This is a genomic window from Pseudomonas sp. HC1(2025) (genome assembly GCF_058742075.1).
The window spans coordinates 1337461-1355063 of sequence record NZ_CP196017.1; the positions used below are offsets into that span (position 1 = coordinate 1337461).

21 protein-coding genes are annotated in these 17603 nt (G+C 60.1%); 9 read left to right on the forward strand and 12 right to left on the reverse strand.

What is annotated here, in order from left to right:
• Positions 1-47: 47 nt before the first annotated feature.
• The 6 genes from ispF to rpoS all read left to right on the forward strand — a co-directional run bounded on the left by ispF (position 48) and on the right by rpoS (position 5145).
• Positions 48-521, forward strand: a complete 474-nt coding sequence (ispF, locus tag ACSSVH_RS05840) for a 2-C-methyl-D-erythritol 2,4-cyclodiphosphate synthase (protein WP_029297241.1) — start codon at positions 48-50, stop codon at positions 519-521.
• Positions 518-1576 (forward strand): tRNA pseudouridine(13) synthase TruD, encoded by a 1059-nt coding sequence (truD, locus tag ACSSVH_RS05845; RefSeq protein WP_492634211.1) that lies wholly within the window; start codon positions 518-520, stop codon positions 1574-1576. The genes ispF and truD overlap by 4 nt, the downstream gene beginning before the upstream one ends.
• A complete protein-coding gene (gene surE / locus ACSSVH_RS05850; RefSeq protein WP_029297237.1) occupies positions 1564-2313 on the forward strand; it encodes a 5'/3'-nucleotidase SurE in 750 nt (249 codons plus the stop codon). Before truD ends, surE begins: the two co-directional genes overlap by 13 nt.
• A 41-nt stretch (positions 2314-2354) precedes the next feature.
• Positions 2355-2990 (forward strand): protein-L-isoaspartate(D-aspartate) O-methyltransferase, encoded by a 636-nt coding sequence (locus tag ACSSVH_RS05855; RefSeq protein ID WP_169865481.1) that lies wholly within the window; start codon positions 2355-2357, stop codon positions 2988-2990.
• Between the two features lie 211 nt (positions 2991-3201).
• Positions 3202-4035 carry a peptidoglycan DD-metalloendopeptidase family protein gene (locus ACSSVH_RS05860; RefSeq protein WP_169955470.1) on the forward strand — a complete coding sequence of 278 codons (834 nt, stop codon included), beginning with the start codon at positions 3202-3204 and terminating at the stop codon, positions 4033-4035.
• A gap of 105 nt (positions 4036-4140) precedes the next feature.
• Entirely contained in the window at positions 4141-5145 is a 1005-nt protein-coding gene (gene rpoS / locus ACSSVH_RS05865) for an RNA polymerase sigma factor RpoS (RefSeq protein WP_038446486.1), read from the forward strand.
• A gap of 203 nt (positions 5146-5348) precedes the next feature.
• Here the strand turns inward: rpoS and ACSSVH_RS05870 are convergent, their stop codons facing one another.
• The gene (locus tag ACSSVH_RS05870) at positions 5349-5558 is read right to left on the reverse strand and encodes a cold-shock protein (protein ID WP_002554837.1); all 210 of its coding nucleotides are present in this window, start codon (positions 5556-5558) and stop codon (positions 5349-5351) included.
• Positions 5559-5950: 392 nt separating this feature from the next.
• Here ACSSVH_RS05870 and dcd point away from each other — a divergent pair, with 392 nt between their 5' ends.
• Together dcd and ACSSVH_RS05880 are read left to right on the forward strand one after the other, a co-directional pair.
• Positions 5951-6517, forward strand: coding sequence for a dCTP deaminase (gene dcd / locus ACSSVH_RS05875; protein ID WP_003219273.1), 567 nt, complete (start codon positions 5951-5953; stop codon positions 6515-6517).
• 107 nt (positions 6518-6624) lie between these two features.
• Positions 6625-6822, forward strand: a complete 198-nt coding sequence (locus ACSSVH_RS05880) for a hypothetical protein (protein WP_029297182.1) — start codon at positions 6625-6627, stop codon at positions 6820-6822.
• A 96-nt stretch (positions 6823-6918) separates the two neighbouring features.
• Here ACSSVH_RS05880 and ACSSVH_RS05885 read toward each other — a convergent pair whose 3' ends face one another.
• From ACSSVH_RS05885 to ACSSVH_RS05935, 11 genes are all read right to left on the reverse strand, one after another.
• Entirely contained in the window at positions 6919-7680 is a 762-nt protein-coding gene (locus ACSSVH_RS05885; RefSeq protein WP_492634212.1) for an ABC transporter ATP-binding protein, read from the reverse strand.
• Positions 7681-7693: 13 nt separating this feature from the next.
• A complete protein-coding gene (locus tag ACSSVH_RS05890; protein ID WP_492634213.1) occupies positions 7694-8812 on the reverse strand; it encodes a succinylglutamate desuccinylase/aspartoacylase family protein in 1119 nt (372 codons plus the stop codon).
• Positions 8813-8821: 9 nt separating this feature from the next.
• On the reverse strand, positions 8822-9532 hold the full coding sequence (locus ACSSVH_RS05895; protein WP_169955473.1) for an ABC transporter permease: 711 nt from the start codon (positions 9530-9532) through the stop codon (positions 8822-8824).
• On the reverse strand, positions 9529-10257 hold the full coding sequence (locus tag ACSSVH_RS05900) for an ABC transporter permease (RefSeq protein ID WP_172314554.1): 729 nt from the start codon (positions 10255-10257) through the stop codon (positions 9529-9531). Before ACSSVH_RS05900 ends, ACSSVH_RS05895 begins: the two co-directional genes overlap by 4 nt.
• Before the next feature lie 60 nt (positions 10258-10317).
• On the reverse strand, positions 10318-11100 hold the full coding sequence (locus ACSSVH_RS05905) for a transporter substrate-binding domain-containing protein (protein WP_169955475.1): 783 nt from the start codon (positions 11098-11100) through the stop codon (positions 10318-10320).
• A gap of 243 nt (positions 11101-11343) precedes the next feature.
• Positions 11344-13785, reverse strand: coding sequence for a penicillin acylase family protein (locus tag ACSSVH_RS05910; protein WP_492634214.1), 2442 nt, complete (start codon positions 13783-13785; stop codon positions 11344-11346).
• Between the two features lie 218 nt (positions 13786-14003).
• Positions 14004-14648, reverse strand: coding sequence for a glutathione binding-like protein (locus tag ACSSVH_RS05915; RefSeq protein WP_492634215.1), 645 nt, complete (start codon positions 14646-14648; stop codon positions 14004-14006).
• A gap of 155 nt (positions 14649-14803) precedes the next feature.
• Positions 14804-15004, reverse strand: coding sequence for an SEC-C metal-binding domain-containing protein (locus tag ACSSVH_RS05920; protein WP_003189235.1), 201 nt, complete (start codon positions 15002-15004; stop codon positions 14804-14806).
• Positions 15001-15492: an LEA/WHy family protein gene (locus tag ACSSVH_RS05925; protein ID WP_492634216.1), complete on the reverse strand. Its 492-nt coding sequence runs from the start codon at positions 15490-15492 to the stop codon at positions 15001-15003. Before ACSSVH_RS05925 ends, ACSSVH_RS05920 begins: the two co-directional genes overlap by 4 nt.
• 87 nt (positions 15493-15579) lie before the next feature.
• Positions 15580-16050, reverse strand: a complete 471-nt coding sequence (locus ACSSVH_RS05930; RefSeq protein WP_057439866.1) for a YchJ family protein — start codon at positions 16048-16050, stop codon at positions 15580-15582.
• Positions 16051-16052: 2 nt separating this feature from the next.
• Positions 16053-16550: a DUF6231 family protein gene (locus ACSSVH_RS05935; RefSeq protein ID WP_492634217.1), complete on the reverse strand. Its 498-nt coding sequence runs from the start codon at positions 16548-16550 to the stop codon at positions 16053-16055.
• A gap of 190 nt (positions 16551-16740) precedes the next feature.
• Here ACSSVH_RS05935 and ACSSVH_RS05940 point away from each other — a divergent pair, with 190 nt between their 5' ends.
• Positions 16741-17436: a PA1041 family peptidoglycan-binding anchor lipoprotein gene (locus ACSSVH_RS05940; protein WP_492634218.1), complete on the forward strand. Its 696-nt coding sequence runs from the start codon at positions 16741-16743 to the stop codon at positions 17434-17436.
• The last annotated feature ends 167 nt before the right edge of the window (positions 17437-17603 follow it).

The window sequence follows — 17603 nt, forward strand, 5'->3', positions numbered from 1 at the left end:
CAAAAGTAGGTAGAATCACGCCCTGAATTAACTCGGGGCGTTTTTTTATGCGTATTGGCCACGGCTATGATGTGCACCGTTTCGCCGAAGGCGACTTCATCACCCTGGGCGGCGTGCGCATTGCGCACCACCATGGGTTGCTGGCTCATTCCGACGGCGACGTTGTGCTGCATGCCTTGAGCGATGCCTTGCTCGGCGCGGCTGCATTGGGAGATATCGGTAAACACTTTCCGGACACCGATCCCACTTTCAAGGGCGCGGACAGTCGCGTGCTGCTGCGGCATGTGGTCGGCCTGATCCATGCCAAGGGCTGGAAGGTCGGCAATGTCGATAACACCATCGTTGCCCAGGCACCCAAAATGGCCCCGCATATCGAATCGATGCGCGCAGTGATTGCCGCCGATCTGCAAATAGAACTGGATCAAGTCAACGTGAAAGCCACCACCACCGAAAAACTCGGGTTTACCGGTCGTGAAGAGGGCATTGCGGTGCACTCTGTCGCCTTGTTGCTGCGCGCATGAACGAACTGCAACTGTTGGGCCCGCGGGCCTATGGCGAGGCACTGGGCAGCGCGGTGCTCAAGGCGACTGCCGAAGATTTCCAAGTGGATGAAGTGCTGGATATCCCGCTGACCGGCGAGGGTGAGCACCTGTGGTTGTGGGTGGAAAAGCGCGGCCTGAACACTGAAGAGGCTGCGCGACGTATTGCCAAGGCTGCCGGCGTGCCCTTGCGCACGGTGAGCTATGCCGGCCTCAAGGATCGCCAGGCGCTGACGCGCCAGTGGTTCAGCGTGCAACTGCCGGGCAAGGCCGACCCAGACCTGAGTGCGGCGGAAAACGACACCCTGAAAATCCTCAAGGCCGCCCGTCATAAACGCAAGTTGCAGCGTGGCGCCCATGCGGCCAACGGTTTTACCCTGCGCCTGACCCAACTGGCCGGCGACCACGGCGCGATTGATGCGCGCCTGCAATTGATCGCCAAGCACGGTATCCCCAACTATTTCGGCGCCCAGCGTTTTGGCCATAACGGCGGTAACGTCGTCGATGCCCGCGACTGGGCGGCCCGCAAGGCGTTGCCGGAACAGCGCAATGTACGTTCGCGCCTGCTGTCGACCGCGCGCAGTTTTGTGTTCAATAAGGTGTTGGCGGCGCGGGTTGCCGATGGATCATGGCAGCGCGCCCAGGTCGGTGACCTGCTGGCGTTCACCGACAGCCGCAGCTTTTTCCCGGCGGGGGAGGCGGAGTGCAGCGATCCGCGCCTGGCCATCCTCGACCTGCATCCCACCGGCCCACAGTGGGGTGAAGGCGATTCGCCCGCCGCTGGCGCAACCCATGAACTGGAGCAAGCCGTCGCCGCGAGCGAGGCGCACCTGTGCGAGTGGCTGGCCAAAGCCGGCATGAGCCAGGAACGGCGCATTCTGCGACTGCCCATTGGCGGGTTGACGTGGCATTATCCCGAGACTGACATTCTGCAATTGGAATTCGTCCTGCCGGCCGGATGCTTCGCCACTGTCTTGGTGCGCGAGCTTGTTGATCTGGTGCCGGTGGGGCAGACGGACAGCCCATGCGTATTCTGATATCTAACGACGACGGGGTCACCGCACCCGGCCTTGCCGCGCTTCATGCTGCGCTGGCAGATTATGCCGAGTGCGTGGTGGTTGCCCCGGACCAGGACAAAAGTGGCGCCAGCAGTTCGCTGACGCTCGACCGTCCCTTGCACCCGCAGACGCTGGCCAACGGCTTTATCAGCGTTAATGGCACGCCGACCGATTGCGTGCACCTGGCCATCAACAGCTTGCTGGCCGATGAGCCGGATCTGGTGGTTTCCGGGATCAACCTGGGCGCCAACCTCGGCGATGACGTGCTGTATTCCGGCACCGTCGCGGCGGCCCTGGAAGGGCGCTTCCTGGGGCGGACGGCCTTTGCCTTTTCGCTGGCGTCGCGGCAGGTGGATAACCTGGCGACCGCCGCTTATTTTGCGCGCAAGCTGGTTGAGGCCCACGGCACCCTGGTGCTGCCACCGCGTACGGTGCTCAACGTCAATATTCCCAATCTGCCCTTGGACCATATTCGCGGCATCCAATTGACCCGCCTGGGCCACCGCGCCCGCGCTGCGGCACCGCTGAAAGTGGTGGATCCCCGTGGCAGGGAAGGCTACTGGATTGCCGCAGCGGGCGACGCCGAGGATGGCGGGCCGGGCACGGACTTTCATGCGGTGATGCAAGGTTATGTTTCGATTACCCCGCTGCAACTCGATCGCACCTTCAATGATGCCTTCGGTGGTCTCGATCCCTGGCTGGAGGGGCTGCGCTGATGGCTCGTGAACAGGACGACCTGTTGCGCCGGGGCATCGGCATGACCTCCCAACGCACCCGTGAGCGTTTGATCCAGCGACTCTATGAAGAGGGACTGTCCAACGCCCAGGTGCTGGAAGTCATCCGCCGTACCCCGCGCCATCTGTTTGTCGATGAGGCCCTGGCCCATCGCGCCTACGAAGACACCGCGCTACCGATTGGCCACAACCAAACCATCTCCCAGCCCTATATGGTGGCGCGGATGAGTGAGCTGTTGTTGGCGGCGGGTCCCTTGGACAAAGTGCTGGAGATTGGCACCGGCTCCGGCTACCAGACTGCCGTGCTCTCGCAACTCGTGGAGCGGGTGTTTTCCGTCGAGCGGATCAAGGTCCTGCAGGACCGGGCCAAGGAGCGCCTGGTGGAGCTGAACCTGCGCAACGTAGTGTTTCGTTGGGGTGATGGCTGGGAAGGCTGGCCGGCCTTGGCGCCCTACAACGGCATCATCGTGACTGCGGTGGCCACCGATGTGCCTCAGGCACTTCTGGACCAATTGGCTCCGGGCGGGCGCCTGGTGATTCCGGTGGGATCGGGCGAAGTGCAACAGTTGATGTTGATCGTGCGCGAAGAAGAGGGTTTTTCCCGGCATGTCCTGGGTGCAGTGCGTTTCGTTCCGTTACTTAATGGGCCGCTGGCCTGAACAATTGTTACGGTGTAGTGAATTCTATTGCTGTGTATGTGTCTTACAGCGGGGTTCATTGAGTCAACATCAAGTTGGGTAGTTATTAAACGAGATGAATTTTTCGTTTCTACCTTGTTGCCGGTTAAAGTCTGGCAGCCAGTTATACTTGCGACATATTTCAAGCCTGATACAGGCGTTCATGTTTCAGCCACCACAAAGGGAGCGGCGGGTGAGTCTCACAGTCATTGCGCAGCGTATGAGTAAAACTAGCTTTCAGCGACTGGTGATTGGCCTTGTCTTGAGTTCCTTGCTGGCTGCCTGCTCCAGCACAGGCAGCGGCGCGCGCGTGGTCGACCGCAATAATGCGGCACCGCAACGGCCGACGGTGACCACCGGGCAATACGTGGTGCGTAAGGGCGATACCATGTTCTCGATCGCCTTCCGTTATGGCTGGGACTACAAGGCGCTGGCCGCGCGTAACAACATTCCTGTGCCTTATACGATACATCCGGGGCAAACCATCCGTTTCGATGGGCGCACGGGTTCGGCGCCCACGGCAGTTGTGACAAAATCCGGTTCATCGGCCTCTTCTTCCAGCAAGACGACGGTCTTCACCCGGCCTGCAGGCACCGTTGCGCCTAAGGTTGCGAGCAAGCCGGCACCCGCGCCGTTGCCACCTGCGGGACCGGCACCGACCGGTTGGGGATGGCCCTCAAATGGCATTCTTATTGGAAAATTCTCTTCAAACGGTAGTTTGAATAAAGGCATTGATATCGCCGGGGATTTGGGACAGCCTGTTTTAGCTGCGTCTGATGGGACTGTTGTATACGCCGGGAGTGGTCTACGGGGCTACGGCGAATTAGTCATCATCAAACACAGCGATACCTACGTCAGTGCCTACGGTCATAACCGCAGGTTGTTGGTTCGGGAGGGGCAGCAGGTCAAAGTCGGACAGACAATTGCCGAAATGGGGTCGACTGGTACAGACCGGGTGAAACTGCACTTTGAGATTCGCCGCCAAGGTAAACCTGTAGATCCACTGCAATTCCTACCCCGGCGTTGATGTGTTGTCAGCCTGTTCCCTCACGTAGAAGGAACAGGCTCCAGCGTTGCCAAGGATAAAGGCGTCGCTTGAGCTTGAGGTCGAACTCACCAAAGGACTATAACAATGGCTCTCAGTAAAGAAGCGCCGGAGTTTGACATCGACGATGAGGTTCTCCTTATGGAGACCGGCATCGGTACGGAATCGATGTCGAATGAGGGACCCGCTGTACCTTCAGTTCGTACCAAGTCCAAAAACTCCACAGCGTTAAAACAGCATAAGTATATTGATTACACCCGGGCGCTCGATGCGACCCAGTTGTACCTCAATGAAATCGGCTTTTCCCCCTTGCTCACTCCCGAAGAAGAAGTCCATTTTGCGCGATTGTCGCAAAAGGGAGATCCGGCTGGGCGCAAGCGCATGATTGAAAGCAACCTGCGCCTGGTGGTGAAAATCGCCCGACGCTATGTCAATCGTGGGCTTTCCCTGTTGGACCTGATCGAAGAGGGCAACCTCGGCTTGATCCGGGCGGTAGAGAAGTTTGACCCCGAGCGGGGTTTTCGCTTTTCGACCTACGCGACGTGGTGGATTCGCCAGACCATTGAGCGCGCAATCATGAATCAGACTCGGACCATCCGGTTGCCGATTCATGTCGTCAAGGAGCTTAACGTGTACCTGCGGGCGGCACGCGAGCTTACCCAGAAACTTGATCATGAACCTTCGCCTGAAGAGATCGCCAACCTGCTGGAAAAACCAGTGGGAGAGGTCAAGCGCATGCTCGGGCTTAACGAGCGTGTGTCTTCGGTCGATGTCTCGCTGGGTCCGGATTCGGATAAAACCTTGCTGGACACCCTTACGGATGACCGACCCACGGATCCGTGTGAGCTGTTGCAGGACGATGACTTGTCGCAAAGTATCGATCAATGGCTTTCAGAGCTGACGGACAAGCAGCGCGAGGTGGTGATTCGCCGCTTTGGCCTGCGTGGCCATGAAAGCAGCACCCTGGAAGATGTTGGCCTGGAGATCGGCTTGACCCGTGAGCGGGTGCGGCAGATCCAGGTAGAGGGTCTCAAGCGCTTGCGGGAGATCCTGGAGAAAAATGGCTTGTCGAGTGAGTCGTTGTTTCAGTAGCGGCTTGTAAGGTAGCTATGAGAACGCCCGGTGCATGGGAATGCACCGGGCGTTTTGCGTTGTGCCAATCCCCTTGCGGGAGCCCGGCTTGCCGGCGATGGCGACCTTGAGGGCGGCCCTCGCTGGCAAGGTCAGTATCAAATCCCAGGCATAAAAAAACCCCGCTTTTAAGGGCGGGGTTCTTTCGACTAAGTCAGTACAAGTTAGATAACTTGAACTTCTTCAGCTTGCATGCCTTTCTGACCGCGGGTAGCGATGAAAGAAACCTGTTGGCCTTCTTTCAGGCTTTTGAAGCCGTCGGATTGGATAGCTTTGAAGTGAACGAACAGGTCGTCACCGGATTGTGGAGTGATGAAGCCGAAGCCTTTTTCATCGTTGAACCACTTAACGGTACCAGTTTGGCGATTAGACATGGTGTATCTCCTTGGACAAAGTTAACTGCGACTCAGGAAAAGCCCTGGCCGAGACTGAGTGCAAAGAGCAGGAAAAATTCTTGGAGATGGTTGGATCGAAATTCAACATATCGTGTAGAGATTCTCAGTGACACAAGCAGCACAGTGGCGCCACCTTAACCCTTTTTCCGGAACGTGCCAATGGTATTTCCGAAGGTTTCTCTATTTTCGTGACTGGCGGTGCCTTTTACAGGCCTGCGGCCCTTAAATTCAGGGCCAAGGCCCGCCCCGTACGGCTGACAGTTGCCCGGCGCAACTTAATCAAGAAAAACCCCCGCGTCCTTTGAACCGCGAGGCCAGCCCCGGTAAGATGCCCAACAGAATTTTCCACCTCGCTATTCAGGACACCCGCCATGAGCATCAAATCGGACAAGTGGATTCGCCGCATGGCGCAAGAGCACGGCATGATCGAACCCTTCGTCGAGCGCCAGATGCGCGGTGAAGGCGCCGAACGCCTGATTTCATTCGGGGTTTCCAGCTACGGCTACGATGTACGTTGCGCCGATGAGTTCAAGGTCTTCACCAATATCAACTCGGCCACCGTCGATCCGAAAAACTTCGATGAAAAGAGCTTCGTCGATGTGAAGAGCGACGTGTGCATCATCCCACCAAACTCCTTCGCCCTGGCGCGCACCGTCGAGTTCTTCCGGATCCCGCGCAACGTCCTGACCATCTGCCTGGGCAAGAGCACCTACGCGCGCTGCGGCATTATCGTCAACGTGACGCCGCTTGAGCCTGAGTGGGAAGGCCACGTGACCCTGGAGTTCTCCAACACCACCACCTTGCCGGCCAAGATCTACGCCAATGAAGGCGTGGCGCAGATGCTGTTCTTCGAATCCGACGAAGAGTGCGAAGTGTCCTATAAGGACCGTGGCGGCAAGTACCAGGGCCAGCGCGGCGTCACTCTGCCACGCACCTGATAGAAACGTCTTACAGCTCAAGGGAATTTGTCAGCGGGCAGGCACTCTATTGGGTGTACTGCCTCGGCGCGTGCACAGCGCGTCGAGCCACGCTTGAGGAGTACCCTATGAAGATCGACCCGCGAATCAGCGCCGAACTTGCTCGGCTGGAACCCAATCAGATTGGTGTTCTGGCCTGGTCCCTGATGGCCGACCCCGCCGCCGGCGGCATCCCAGGCCAGCCTGACCCCGATACCCCGGAACAACCTACCGAGCCTGGCGTACCCACCCTGCCGGACGAGCCACCACCCGCGCCAGTGGCCTGACGCCTCGCCCTTTGTAGGAGCCGGCTTGCCGGCGATGCGGTCTAAGTTTTTACAGCATCGGTACCTGAGACTCCGTTATCGCCGGCAAGCCGGCTCCTACAAGTTGCCGCGCAGGAACTGTTGCAGCCGCTCGCTTTTCGGGTGGCCCAGCACGTCTTCCGGCGTGCCTTCCTCCTCCACCAGGCCTTGGTGCAAGAACAGCACCTGGTTGGACACTTTGCGCGCGAAACTCATCTCGTGGGTCACCATGATCATGGTCCGCCCCTCTTCGGCCAACCCCTGGATCACCTTCAGCACTTCGCCCACCAGCTCCGGGTCCAGGGCCGATGTCGGCTCGTCGAACAGCATCACCTCCGGCTCCATCGCCAGGGCACGGGCGATGGCCACCCGTTGCTGCTGGCCACCCGACAGGAATGCCGGATACTGCTCCGCCACCCGTGCGGGCAGCCCAACCTTGTCCAGATAGCGCCGGGCACGGTCCTCAGCGTCCTTCTTGCTGCAACCCAAGACCCGGCGTGGGGCCATGGTGATGTTCTCCAGCACGCTCATATGGCTCCACAGGTTGAAGTGCTGGAACACCATCGCCAGGCGGGTGCGCAGGCGCTGTAGCTCGGCTTCGTCGGCCACGCGCATGCCGTGGCGGTCGCTGACCATGCGGATCGGCTGGCCATCAAGGCTCATGGCGCCGTCATTGGGTTGTTCAAGGAAGTTGATGCAACGCAGGAACGTGCTTTTGCCAGAGCCGCTGGCGCCGATCAGGCTGATCACATCCCCGCTTTTGGCCTTGAGCGAAACCCCTTTGAGCACCTCATGGTCGCCATAGCTTTTATGCAGGCCTTCAACGGTCAGTTTGTACATGGGGCGTGCATCCTCAAGGCGATAGTAAATAGCCGCTGCGATAGGGCGTAAGGCCGGCGACATGGGCAATCACCATGCCCGCCGTGGCCATGCGCCGCAGCGAACGGGCATACATCAGGCCGGCATGGCGGCAGTGGATGGGCGTGATGTGGTCGTGAATCGGGTCGATGATCTCGGCCACCAGTTCCCCGGCCTCCAGGTATTGCCCTGGCAACGCGTGGAACACCAGCAAGCCGCCCGCCGGGGTCGCCACTGGTTCGACGGCGGCCAGCGGCGTAGCGGGGTAGGGCAAGTCGGGCAAGGGCGCAGGCTCGCCGCTGATCGCGCCAAATCGGATCAGGTAGTCGATGATCGCCTGGCAATCGAGGCTGGCCAGGCCGTGATTGACATCGCCCTGGCCGCGCAACTCCAGGGTCACGGAAAAGCTGCCCAGGGGGATCTGGAAACGCTCGCCAAAACGTTGCTGCAACTGCCACCAGAGCAGGGTGAAACACTCATCGAAGGATTGTCCGCCCGAATCGGTGGCCAACAGGCTGGCTTCGGCGCCGATATAACGGGCCAGCGGCTCGACCTGCGGCCAGGCCTCGGGGGTGGTGTAAAGGTGGGCCACGGCTTCGAAGTCGCAATGCAGGTCCAGCACCATATCGGCGTCACAGGCCAGGCGTTGCAGCACCAGGCGCTGGGATTGCAGTTGTGTGGCTGGTACATGGCGGTCGAGGGCCTGGCGCAGACTGTCGCGGATCAGTGCGACGTTGCGCCTGGGATCGTCCCCCAACAGGCTCTCGACCTGATTGCCGACTTCTTCGCTGAGATCGAAGAACAGGCGATTGAAGTTCTGCCCGCTCTCCAGTTCGTAGCGGCCCAGGGGCATGTCCATCAGTACTTGCTCAAGGCCCGCCGGGTTGGCCACTGGCACCAGCACGATTTCGCTGCGCAGGCGGCCGGCCGCGGCCAGTTCGGCCAAGCGTCCCTTCAAGTGCCAGGCCACCAGCATGCCGGGCAGTTCGTCGGCGTGTAGCGAGGATTGGATGTAGATTTTGCCTTCGGCCTGCTCTGGCCCGAAGTGGAAACTGTGGATCTGCCGTGCCGTGCCTGGCACCGGTGCGAGGAGGGGATGAATCTGTTGCCGCATAGGGGCTCCTTAATGGCTCGGCCCGAGAAAGGCCAGCCAGCGACGCTCCGCCAGACGAAACAGACCGACCAGGGCAAAGGTCACGGTCAGGTAGATCAGCGCAGCGATACCAAACGACTGGAAAGTGAGGAAGGTGGCCGAGTTTGCGTCCCGGGCCACTTTGAGGATGTCCGGGATCGTCGCGGTAAAGGCTACCGTCGTCGAGTGCAGCATCAGGATCACTTCATTACTGTAGTACGGCAACGAGCGGCGTAGGGCCGAGGGCATGATCACGTAGGCGTACAGTTTCCAGCCGCTCAGGCCATAGGCTTTCGCCGCCTCGACCTCGCCGTGGGCCATGCTGCGGATGGCCCCGGCGAAAATCTCCGTGGTGTAGGCGCAGGTGTTGAGGGCAAATGCGAGGAGCGTGCAGTTCATTGCGTCGCGAAAAAAACCATCCAGCACCGGTTGTGCGCGAACGGCGGCGAGGCTGTAGATGCCGGTGTAGCAGATCAGTAGTTGGATATACAGCGGTGTGCCGCGAAACAGGTAGGTATAGAACTGCACCGGCCAGCGCACCCAGCGGTTTCGCGAGACGCGGGCGATGGACAGTGGGATCGACACCACGAAGCCGATGCAGATCGAGGCCGTGAGCAGCCACATCGTCATGGCCAGCCCAGTCATGTGGTTGCCATCGCTGTAGAGGAAGGGCCGCCAGTATTCCTGCAACAATTCAATCATCGCACTGCCTCCCGTGAGCCTGCGGCGTAACGGGCTTCGAGCCTGCGCAGGACGAAGTTCGACGCGCTGGTGATGGCCAGGTAGATCAAGGCCGCGACCACCAGGAAAAAGAACAGTTGGTAGGTACTTTTGCCGGCATCCTGGGCGGCCTTGACCACATCAGCCAGGCCGATGATCGACACCAGCGCCGTGGCCTTGAGCATCACCATCCAGTTATTGCCGATGCCCGGCAGGGCGAAGCGCATCATTTGCGGGAAGGTCACGTAGCGAAAGCGCTGCCCGCGCGTGAGGCCATAGGCCGTGGCGGCTTCCAACTGGCCGCGGGGCACGGCGAGGATCGCACCGCGAAAAGTCTCGGTGAAATACGCACCGTAGATAAAACCCAGGGTAATCACCCCGGCGCCGAACGGGTTGATCTCGATGTATTCCCATTCCATGTAGTCGGTGAAACTGGTCAGCCAGGTTTGCAGGCTGTAGAAAATCAGCAGCATCAGCACCAGGTCCGGCACCCCGCGAATCAAGGTGGTGTAGAGCTGCGCGGGAATGCGCAACAGCGCCAGGCTCGACAACTTGGCACTGGCGCCGAGCAGGCCCAGCACGACGCTGACTGCCAGGGACAGCACTGACAATTTGATGGTCATCCAGGTGCCTTGCAGCAACAGTGGGCCAAACCCTTGCAGGCTGAACGCACCAAGCCCGAGGGTCTGCAACAGGTCTTCAAACATGGGGTACGCCTTTGGCCATCGAGAGTGCGCCCACCCCGTGCGGGGGTGGGCGCCGCAGCGTTATTTGCCGCTGTAGAGGTTCAGATCGCCAAAGTGTTTTTTCTGGATAGTGGCGTAGGTGCCATCATCGTGTAACGCTTTGATACCTTTATCCAAGAGAGCTTTCAGCTCTTTGTTACCTTTTGCGATGCCCACGGCAGTCTTGGACGGCAGCATTTCGCTGTCCACCGGCTTGCTGACTTCGTAATCGGCACCTTGTGGCGATTTTAAAAAGCCCAGTTCGGCCTGCAGCATGTCCTGGATCGAGGCATCGAGGCGGCCCGAGGTCAGGTCGGCGTACACCTGGTCCTGGTTCTGGTAGGCCTGGGTTTTGATCCCGGCTTTGTCCAGCACGGCCTTGGCGTAGGCTTCCTGGATGGTGCCTTGTTCATAGCCGACCGTCTTGCCCTTGAGGGACGCGATGTCTTCGCTCAGGCCGGAGCCTTTCTTGAACACGTAGGAAGTGGGGCCGGAAAACAGCTCGCTGGAGAAGTCGATGACCTTCTCGCGGGCCGGGGTCACGGTCATGGACGAAATCACACCGTCGAACTTCTTGGCCTTGAGGCCGGGGATCATGCCGTCAAAGTCACTTTCTACCCACTTGCAGGTGACCTTCAGCTCCGCACAAATGGCATTGCCCAGGTCGATATCGAAGCCCACCAGGCTGCCGTCGGCGGCCTTGGATTCAAACGGCGCGTAGGAAGGGTCCACACCAAAACGCAATTCTTTGTATTCCTTGGCCAAGGCGGTACCGGCGGCCATGCACAGCGCGAGTGCAGAAAGGGTCAGCAATGCTTTTTTCATTATGTAATCCCTGGGAACCAAGATAAGCGCTTGTGGCGCGATTAGGACTGTTACTGAACGGTGTCAGACGTATCGCAAGTAGCAATTTCTGCACCATAGTTCTGAATAGTCTTTTTAATTGGTGGGATTACACGAAGGGCGACGCGAGGCGCGCCCGATATCGGGCGCTACAGATCTTGCGCACCATTGCAGTGCGGGCCGCTCACGAACTGTAGGCGCTGGCAAGCCAGCGCCTACATGGGGTTATTTCCCTGGGACCAGGGTCAATCGGGTCTTGCCATACACCTTGTCAAAGTTCTGCGGCTGCATCGGGAAGCTCAGGTACTGCGCCTTGAGCCACGGATCAATGCCGTTGGCATAGTACGGGCTGGCAGGGTTGCCGGATTGGCCGATCCCGCCCTGGCCCATCATGGGTTCCACCTGGCCAAAATCCACGATCATGCGCAGGGCCTGGACCTGGGTGGTGGCGAAATCCTGCCCCCAGTTGTAGGGCGCAGCGTTCAACGTGGTGTGATCGCCACCTGCTGCCAATGGGCCGCGAATCGTCTGGCCGCTGGTGTTTTTCCAGGTGTAGCTGTGCAGTTTGCCCCACTGCCAGGCCTTGTGATCGGCGCCCCACTGGCTGTCGCCGGCGCTGATCGCGGCGGCCAGGCTGCGGGCGAGAATCGCCGGTTTGTCTTCTTTGCCGGGGGTGCGCAGGTCATCCCAGAACGGGCTGTCTTCACGCCCCAGCAGATGGTCGGCCTGGGCCGCGTAGGACAGGTTGGCGTTGCTGACAAAGGCTTTCCAGGTGGCGCTGGATTCCGGGCCCAGTTCGTCGAGGAAAATCTGCCTGGCGCTTTCCTGCAGGAACAGTTGGTAGATCGCCGCGTCGGCCGAGGTGGCCGCCAGCCGCCCGTCGAACGCCATCAGACGGCCCAAAGCCTCCTGGGCCTTGGAACGTTCGGCGGCCGGCAGGGCATCGATCGCCTGTTTCAGAGGCTGGGCCATGCCCGGTGCCTGGAACATGCTTTTAAGTTTGGCGGCGAACAGCGTGGTCTGGTCGTACTGCATGGCAATCACGCTACGGCTGTCGTGCTTGCCGTTGCCGGCCAGCTGCGCCAGGCGCTCGCTGCGCTCCGGCGCGGCCCAGGAGTTGGACAGTTGCATGCCATAGCCATGGGGCACGCTGCGCTGGTTGGCCGTGCCGACCCAACCCTGTGGCGGGTCCTGGTCATAGGGGTGCAACATCGCATCGGCATAGCCGTCCCAGTCAAAGCGCCCGTCCCAACCTGGGGATGGCAACAGGCCTTCACCTTCGCGACGGTTGGGGAAGCGCCCGGTGACCTGCCAGCCGATATTGCTGGCGTCGGCAAACACCATGTTCAGCGGGATCGCACGAATCTCCCGGCTGGCGTCCGAGGCTTTTTCCACGTTCTGCGCCCGGGATAGGTCGAAAAACGCATCCAGGCTCTTGTCGTCCTTGAAGTCGGCGGTTTGCAGGGCCAGGCCGTAGCCGCTGGTCAGCGACTGGGCGCTGTTGAGCAGCGGGCCGTGGCGGGTTTCGTACACCGCCTCGCGAATTGGCCGCTGGCCCTTGGCGAAGAAGGTTTCGTTACGCACGATGGCCGGTAGCCATTTGCCGTTGTGCTCGTAGTACAGCGTGCTGCCCTGGCGCTTGACCTTCTCCAGGAACAGGTCCTGGGTATCGCCGGACACCTGGCTCATGCTCCAGGCCACTTTGCCGTTGAAACCTGACAGCAGCGTAGGAATCCCAGCGATCGACACCCCGGCGGCCTGGTATTTCGGCGCGCGGATCTGTACGAAATTCCACAGGGAGGGCGCCTGCAGAGGCGTCGACAGATCGTTCGCCAGCAGGCTGCGGCCACTGCGGCTGCGTTGCGGGGCGATGGCCCAGTTGCTGGAGGTGGAAACCCCAAGGGTGTTGAGGCTGGCCAGGTGCTCGTTGAGGCTGGTGAGCGCGGCAACGCCGGGAATCTGCCCTAGATTGATGCCCTTGAGCTTGTCGGACTCTGCCGTAGGCAGCGGTTCGTCCGGGTAGCTTGGGGTCAGCCAGGCGAGTTTGTCGGCGCCGACTTTTTGCGCCAGTACCAGGGCGGACAACTCTTCCTGCAAGTTGGCCGACTCGCTGAAATTGAGCAGGCAGAACAGCAGCGCCGAATCTTCCGGTTTCCAGTATTCGGGCTTGTAGCCGGTCTGGGCCAGGTCTTTCGGCAGTTTGTCGCGGTAGCGGAACAGGTAGGCGTTGACCCCGCGGGCATACACTTCAAAGAAGCGCTTGAGACGCGGCGAGGAGGCGTTGTACAGCTCGCTGGCGCTTTTCTTCAGGTTGACGGCGCGCATGAAGCGGTCGACATCCAGCACGTCCGGCCCGGACATCTCTGCCAGGCGGCCCTGGGCCAGCAGCCGTAGGGTGACCATCTGGTTGATCCGGTCGCTGGCGTGCACATAACCGAGAGCGAACAGCGCGTCGTGGAAGGTATTGCTTTCAATCAGCGGCATGCCCTGGCTGTTGCGCCGCACGGAAACATTCTGCGCCAGGCCCTTGAGCGGCTGCACGCCGGAAACGGGGGGCAGGGTGTCCTGGCTGTTCAGTGACTGGCAACCGGCCAGGCCCAAGGCACTGGCCACTGCCGCGGCAACGCCGAACCGGGGAAGAAAACGTGAGAGGGCTGGCGAGGCCATGGCAAAGCTCCTGCGGGGGGGTAGCGTCAGTAAAGGCGCTACGTTAGTGAGCGCGGCGAACCGACGCAAGCGGGAGGCGATGCTAATTTTTTCAAACACTCACAAACCCTTGTAGGAGCCGGCTTGCCGGCGAAAAACTACCAGGCGCCACGCTTATCCAAGCCCCCGGCGTTTTCGTTGACGATCTTCGCCGGCTAGCCAGTTCCTACAGGGCATGATCAGGATTTCGGCGGGTTGACCTTCTGCACCAGGTCGTAGGCCCGCACCGTCGCCGGACGTTCCTTGATCAGGTTGAACCAGCGGTGCAGATGGGGGAAGTCTTCCAGGCGTTGGCTCTGCCATTTGTGGGACACGATCCACGGGTAGATCGCCATATCGGCAATGCTGTAGGCCTCGCCAGCGACGAAACTGCGGTCGGCCAGGCGCCGGTCCAGCACGCCATAGAGGCGTGCGGTCTCATCCACGTAGCGTTTGATGGCGTAAGGGATCTTTTCCGGGGCGAACTGGCTGAAATGGTGGTTCTGCCCCGCCATCGGGCCCAGGCCGCCCATTTGCCAGAACAGCCATTGCAACGCTTCCTGGCGACCGCGCAGGTCCTTGGGCAGGAACTGGCCGGTTTTTTCCGCGAGGTACAGCAAGATGGCGCCGGATTCAAACAGGGAAATCGGTGCGCCCCCGTCGCTCGGTTGCCGGTCGACAGTGGCGGGAATACGGTTGTTGGGAGCTATCTTCAGGAAATCTGGCTTGAACTGGTCGCCCTGGCCGATGTTGATCGGGTGCACCTCGTAGGGCAGGCCGGCTTCTTCCAGGAACAACGAAATCTTGTGACCGTTGGGGGTGGTCCAGTAATACAGGTCGATCATGAAGCTCTCCAGGATTGGTGATGCTTGAACGGACAGGACGCCCGCTGATGTGCCTGTAGGTATAGGTAATGGTCGACTAGGGAAAATTCAATGAAATATTTGCGTCTATCGATAGAACTGTAGGAGCCGGCTTGCCGGCTCCTGCGGGACGCGTATCAGGCGCCGTGGCACTTCTTGAACTTCTTCTCGCTGCCGCATGGGCATGGATCGTTGCGGCCAACGTCCTTCAGGGCGTTGCGCACCGGTTCCTGATGGGCATGGCCGCAGTTCGGGCCGTGGACATGGCCATGGTCGTGATCGTGGTGATCGTGATCGTGGTTGCAGTCGGGACCATGGACATGGGGTTGCTGAGTCATTGGTGTCGCTCCGGAATAAAATCGCCGGGGATTATCTCGTCATTGCGCATCACGTGCACGTCGTTACCGATGAATAATCCGGTTTTCAGCTCACCTTCCAGGCGATAGGGGATTGGGCGGTCCGGGTTTTTCAACAGGTCGGCGATTTCCCGCACCTGCGGCCACAGGTTGGTGCGCACCGTGACCTTGAAAAATCCCCGGCCATGGGGCGGTATGGTCAGCCACTCGTTGGATTCGCCCTCGGTCAGCTCCACGTCAGCCAGGCTGATCTTGTAGATCAGCCCGCGCACGGTGAGGTCCGAGTCGTCACGGTTATCCACGCGAAAGTGCAGCTTGAACTTCTGCTCCAGCAGCTTGGCGCGCACCAACTCGACCTTGACCAGGTGGATTTGTGGTGCCGGTGTGTCATCGGCGAACCAGGACGCGCAGCCCGAGAGGCCAACGGTCAGTATCAGTAAACAGCTATAGGTTCGTAATCGGCTGACCATGGCTCAATCCCTTGTAGGAGCCGGCTTGCCGGCGATGGTCGTCAACGATGACGAGAGTTGTGTGATTTAGCGCGGTGTCCGTGGTTTTTACAGGTAACTGGAACAGCACTTCTTGAACTTCTGCCCACTGCCGCACAGGCAGGCATCATTACGCCCGGCCTTCACCTCCACCGTAGGATCAATAAAGTACCAGCGCCCGTCGTTCTGTACGAAAGACGACTGTTCCCGGTGGCTGTGTTCGCCGGTGCTGTCATGCCAGCGCGCGGTAAAGGTAACGAAGGCATGTTCCGGCTGCCCCCCAAACACCTCGGAACTTTCCACCTCCAGACCCAGCCAGGTGCTTTGCGCGCTCCAGGCCCCAATGGCATCACGGTCGAGGCCGTTCTGTTGTGCCGGTAGCGTAGTCGCCACCAGATAATCCACCAGCCCCAGCACATAGGCGCTGTAGCGTGAGCGCATCAACGCGGTGGCGCAGGGCGCGGGGTGGCCAGTGTGGTAATGGCCGCAGCAGGCATCCAGCAAGTTGCCGCTGCCGCAAGGGCAAATGGATGTACTCATGGTTACCACCAATACTTTCCGAAGTTTTCCGGGTTGGCCCAGAACCGGGCGTTCAGCCAGTCCGGCACTTGTTTGTATTCAAGCAGATCGTAGGTAAACAGCGTCAGTACCTGATTGTCGCGGCAAAAATGCTCGCTGGTCTGCAAGGCGAGGGAGAAAAAATCAGTGTCCTTCCAGCTGCAGGCCTCCAGGTCGGCGAGGACGGCGATGCGGCTGGCGTTGAGGTTGCGCACGCCGCCCAGCAGCTCCAACCCTGCACGTTTTGACAGGTGCTCCAGGCAGTCGACCACCAGGGCCAGGTCAAATCGCTGGGCGGCCAACTCGGGTGGCAATGGTCCAGGCCCTGCGGTGCAGACCACGGTGTCTGGGTGGGCCTGCTTGAATGCATCCAGCGCAGGGAAGTGGTCGGCGCCCAATACCAGCAGGCGTTTGGGGGCTTGGCGATCAAGCAGGGCAGCGAGTGCTTGCTGCGGCGTACGGGAAGAATTGCCGGCGGTCATCGAAGATCCTCACATCAGAACCGTGAAGACTAGCCTGCTTGAGCGTGCGGGCCTAGAGCGCACGCTGGCCTGTTGCTCGCCAGACGCCACTTCGGCCAATGAATACGGGGGTTGGCGGCCTGGCGCAGATGAAAAACGCGGTCTTTACTCCACCCATCGGCTTGCGGCCGATCCCCTCAGGAGAAATCAAATGAGCATCATGCGGACAGCTCTACCTTTGGTTCTGCTAACCGGAGTATTGACAGGTTGCGCAGGCTTGCAAAAAACCGACTGGCCCACCTGTGCTGCCCTCGGCGGCGTGACGGGTGCTGCACTGGGCGCTACTGAAAGCTCTTCATGGGCCGGCGGTGGGGCGTTGTTGATCGGCGGCATGGCCGGCGCCTATTGCTGGGTGCATGGCGACGCTGACGAAGACGGCGACGGCGTGCCCGACAGCCGCGACCAGTGCCCGGGCACCCCCAAGGGCGTACAGGTCGATGCCAATGGCTGCCCGCCAGTACCTGAGGCGGTCGTCGTCGAAGAAGTGGTGGTGGTCAAGGAAGAGACCATCGTGATTCGTGATGTGCACTTCGAATTTGACTCGGCCCGGCTGACGGCTGCCGATAAAACCAAGCTCGATACCATCGCCACACGCCTGAAACAGGAAGCGCCAAGCGCCCAACTGCGGGTTAGCGGGCATACCGACAGCGTCGGCAAAGATGCCTATAACCAAAGGCTCTCGGAAAAACGCGCGCATTCGGTCACTGATTACCTGGTCGGCGCCGGTGTGCCCCGTAGCAACTTTGTGTCGGTGACGGGCGCCGGTGAAACCCATCCAGTGGCCGACAACAAAACCGCCGACGGTCGTACCCTGAATCGCCGCGTGGAAATTCAAATCAACCGCTAAGACATTTCTGAAATGCCCCTGGGTGTTGCCAGGGGCATTTCTTACGGCTGTGTCCGATGAATCTCGGCGATCTGGCCGCCAAGTCGCCGCCTTCTCAAGTTTTTTAATCCTTCACTGGCAAATCGCCTGTAGAACTCGTTACTGTGCGCCCAAAGAATAATGTGCAG

Excerpts from the sequence above, each read along its gene's own strand:
- ACSSVH_RS05880 (WP_029297182.1), top strand. The coding sequence starts at position 6,625 with ATGAAGATCGACCCGCGAATCAGCGCCGAACTTGCTCGGCTGGAACCC.
- truD (WP_492634211.1), top strand. The coding sequence starts at position 518 with ATGAACGAACTGCAACTGTTGGGCCCGCGGGCCTATGGCGAGGCACTG.
- ACSSVH_RS05925 (WP_492634216.1), bottom strand. The coding sequence starts at position 15,492 with ATGGTCAGCCGATTACGAACCTATAGCTGTTTACTGATACTGACCGTT.
- ACSSVH_RS05900 (WP_172314554.1), bottom strand. The coding sequence starts at position 10,257 with ATGTTTGAAGACCTGTTGCAGACCCTCGGGCTTGGTGCGTTCAGCCTG.
- ACSSVH_RS05855 (WP_169865481.1), top strand. The coding sequence starts at position 2,355 with ATGACCTCCCAACGCACCCGTGAGCGTTTGATCCAGCGACTCTATGAA.
- ACSSVH_RS05930 (WP_057439866.1), bottom strand. The coding sequence starts at position 16,050 with ATGAGTACATCCATTTGCCCTTGCGGCAGCGGCAACTTGCTGGATGCC.
- rpoS (WP_038446486.1), top strand. The coding sequence starts at position 4,141 with ATGGCTCTCAGTAAAGAAGCGCCGGAGTTTGACATCGACGATGAGGTT.
- dcd (WP_003219273.1), top strand. The coding sequence starts at position 5,951 with ATGAGCATCAAATCGGACAAGTGGATTCGCCGCATGGCGCAAGAGCAC.
- ACSSVH_RS05935 (WP_492634217.1), bottom strand. The coding sequence starts at position 16,550 with ATGACCGCCGGCAATTCTTCCCGTACGCCGCAGCAAGCACTCGCTGCC.
- ispF (WP_029297241.1), top strand. The coding sequence starts at position 48 with ATGCGTATTGGCCACGGCTATGATGTGCACCGTTTCGCCGAAGGCGAC.
- ACSSVH_RS05895 (WP_169955473.1), bottom strand. The coding sequence starts at position 9,532 with ATGATTGAATTGTTGCAGGAATACTGGCGGCCCTTCCTCTACAGCGAT.
- ACSSVH_RS05940 (WP_492634218.1), top strand. The coding sequence starts at position 16,741 with ATGAGCATCATGCGGACAGCTCTACCTTTGGTTCTGCTAACCGGAGTA.
- ACSSVH_RS05890 (WP_492634213.1), bottom strand. The coding sequence starts at position 8,812 with ATGCGGCAACAGATTCATCCCCTCCTCGCACCGGTGCCAGGCACGGCA.
- ACSSVH_RS05905 (WP_169955475.1), bottom strand. The coding sequence starts at position 11,100 with ATGAAAAAAGCATTGCTGACCCTTTCTGCACTCGCGCTGTGCATGGCC.
- ACSSVH_RS05885 (WP_492634212.1), bottom strand. The coding sequence starts at position 7,680 with ATGTACAAACTGACCGTTGAAGGCCTGCATAAAAGCTATGGCGACCAT.
- ACSSVH_RS05870 (WP_002554837.1), bottom strand. The coding sequence starts at position 5,558 with ATGTCTAATCGCCAAACTGGTACCGTTAAGTGGTTCAACGATGAAAAA.
- ACSSVH_RS05915 (WP_492634215.1), bottom strand. The coding sequence starts at position 14,648 with ATGATCGACCTGTATTACTGGACCACCCCCAACGGTCACAAGATTTCG.
- ACSSVH_RS05910 (WP_492634214.1), bottom strand. The coding sequence starts at position 13,785 with ATGGCCTCGCCAGCCCTCTCACGTTTTCTTCCCCGGTTCGGCGTTGCC.
- surE (WP_029297237.1), top strand. The coding sequence starts at position 1,564 with ATGCGTATTCTGATATCTAACGACGACGGGGTCACCGCACCCGGCCTT.
- ACSSVH_RS05920 (WP_003189235.1), bottom strand. The coding sequence starts at position 15,004 with ATGACTCAGCAACCCCATGTCCATGGTCCCGACTGCAACCACGATCAC.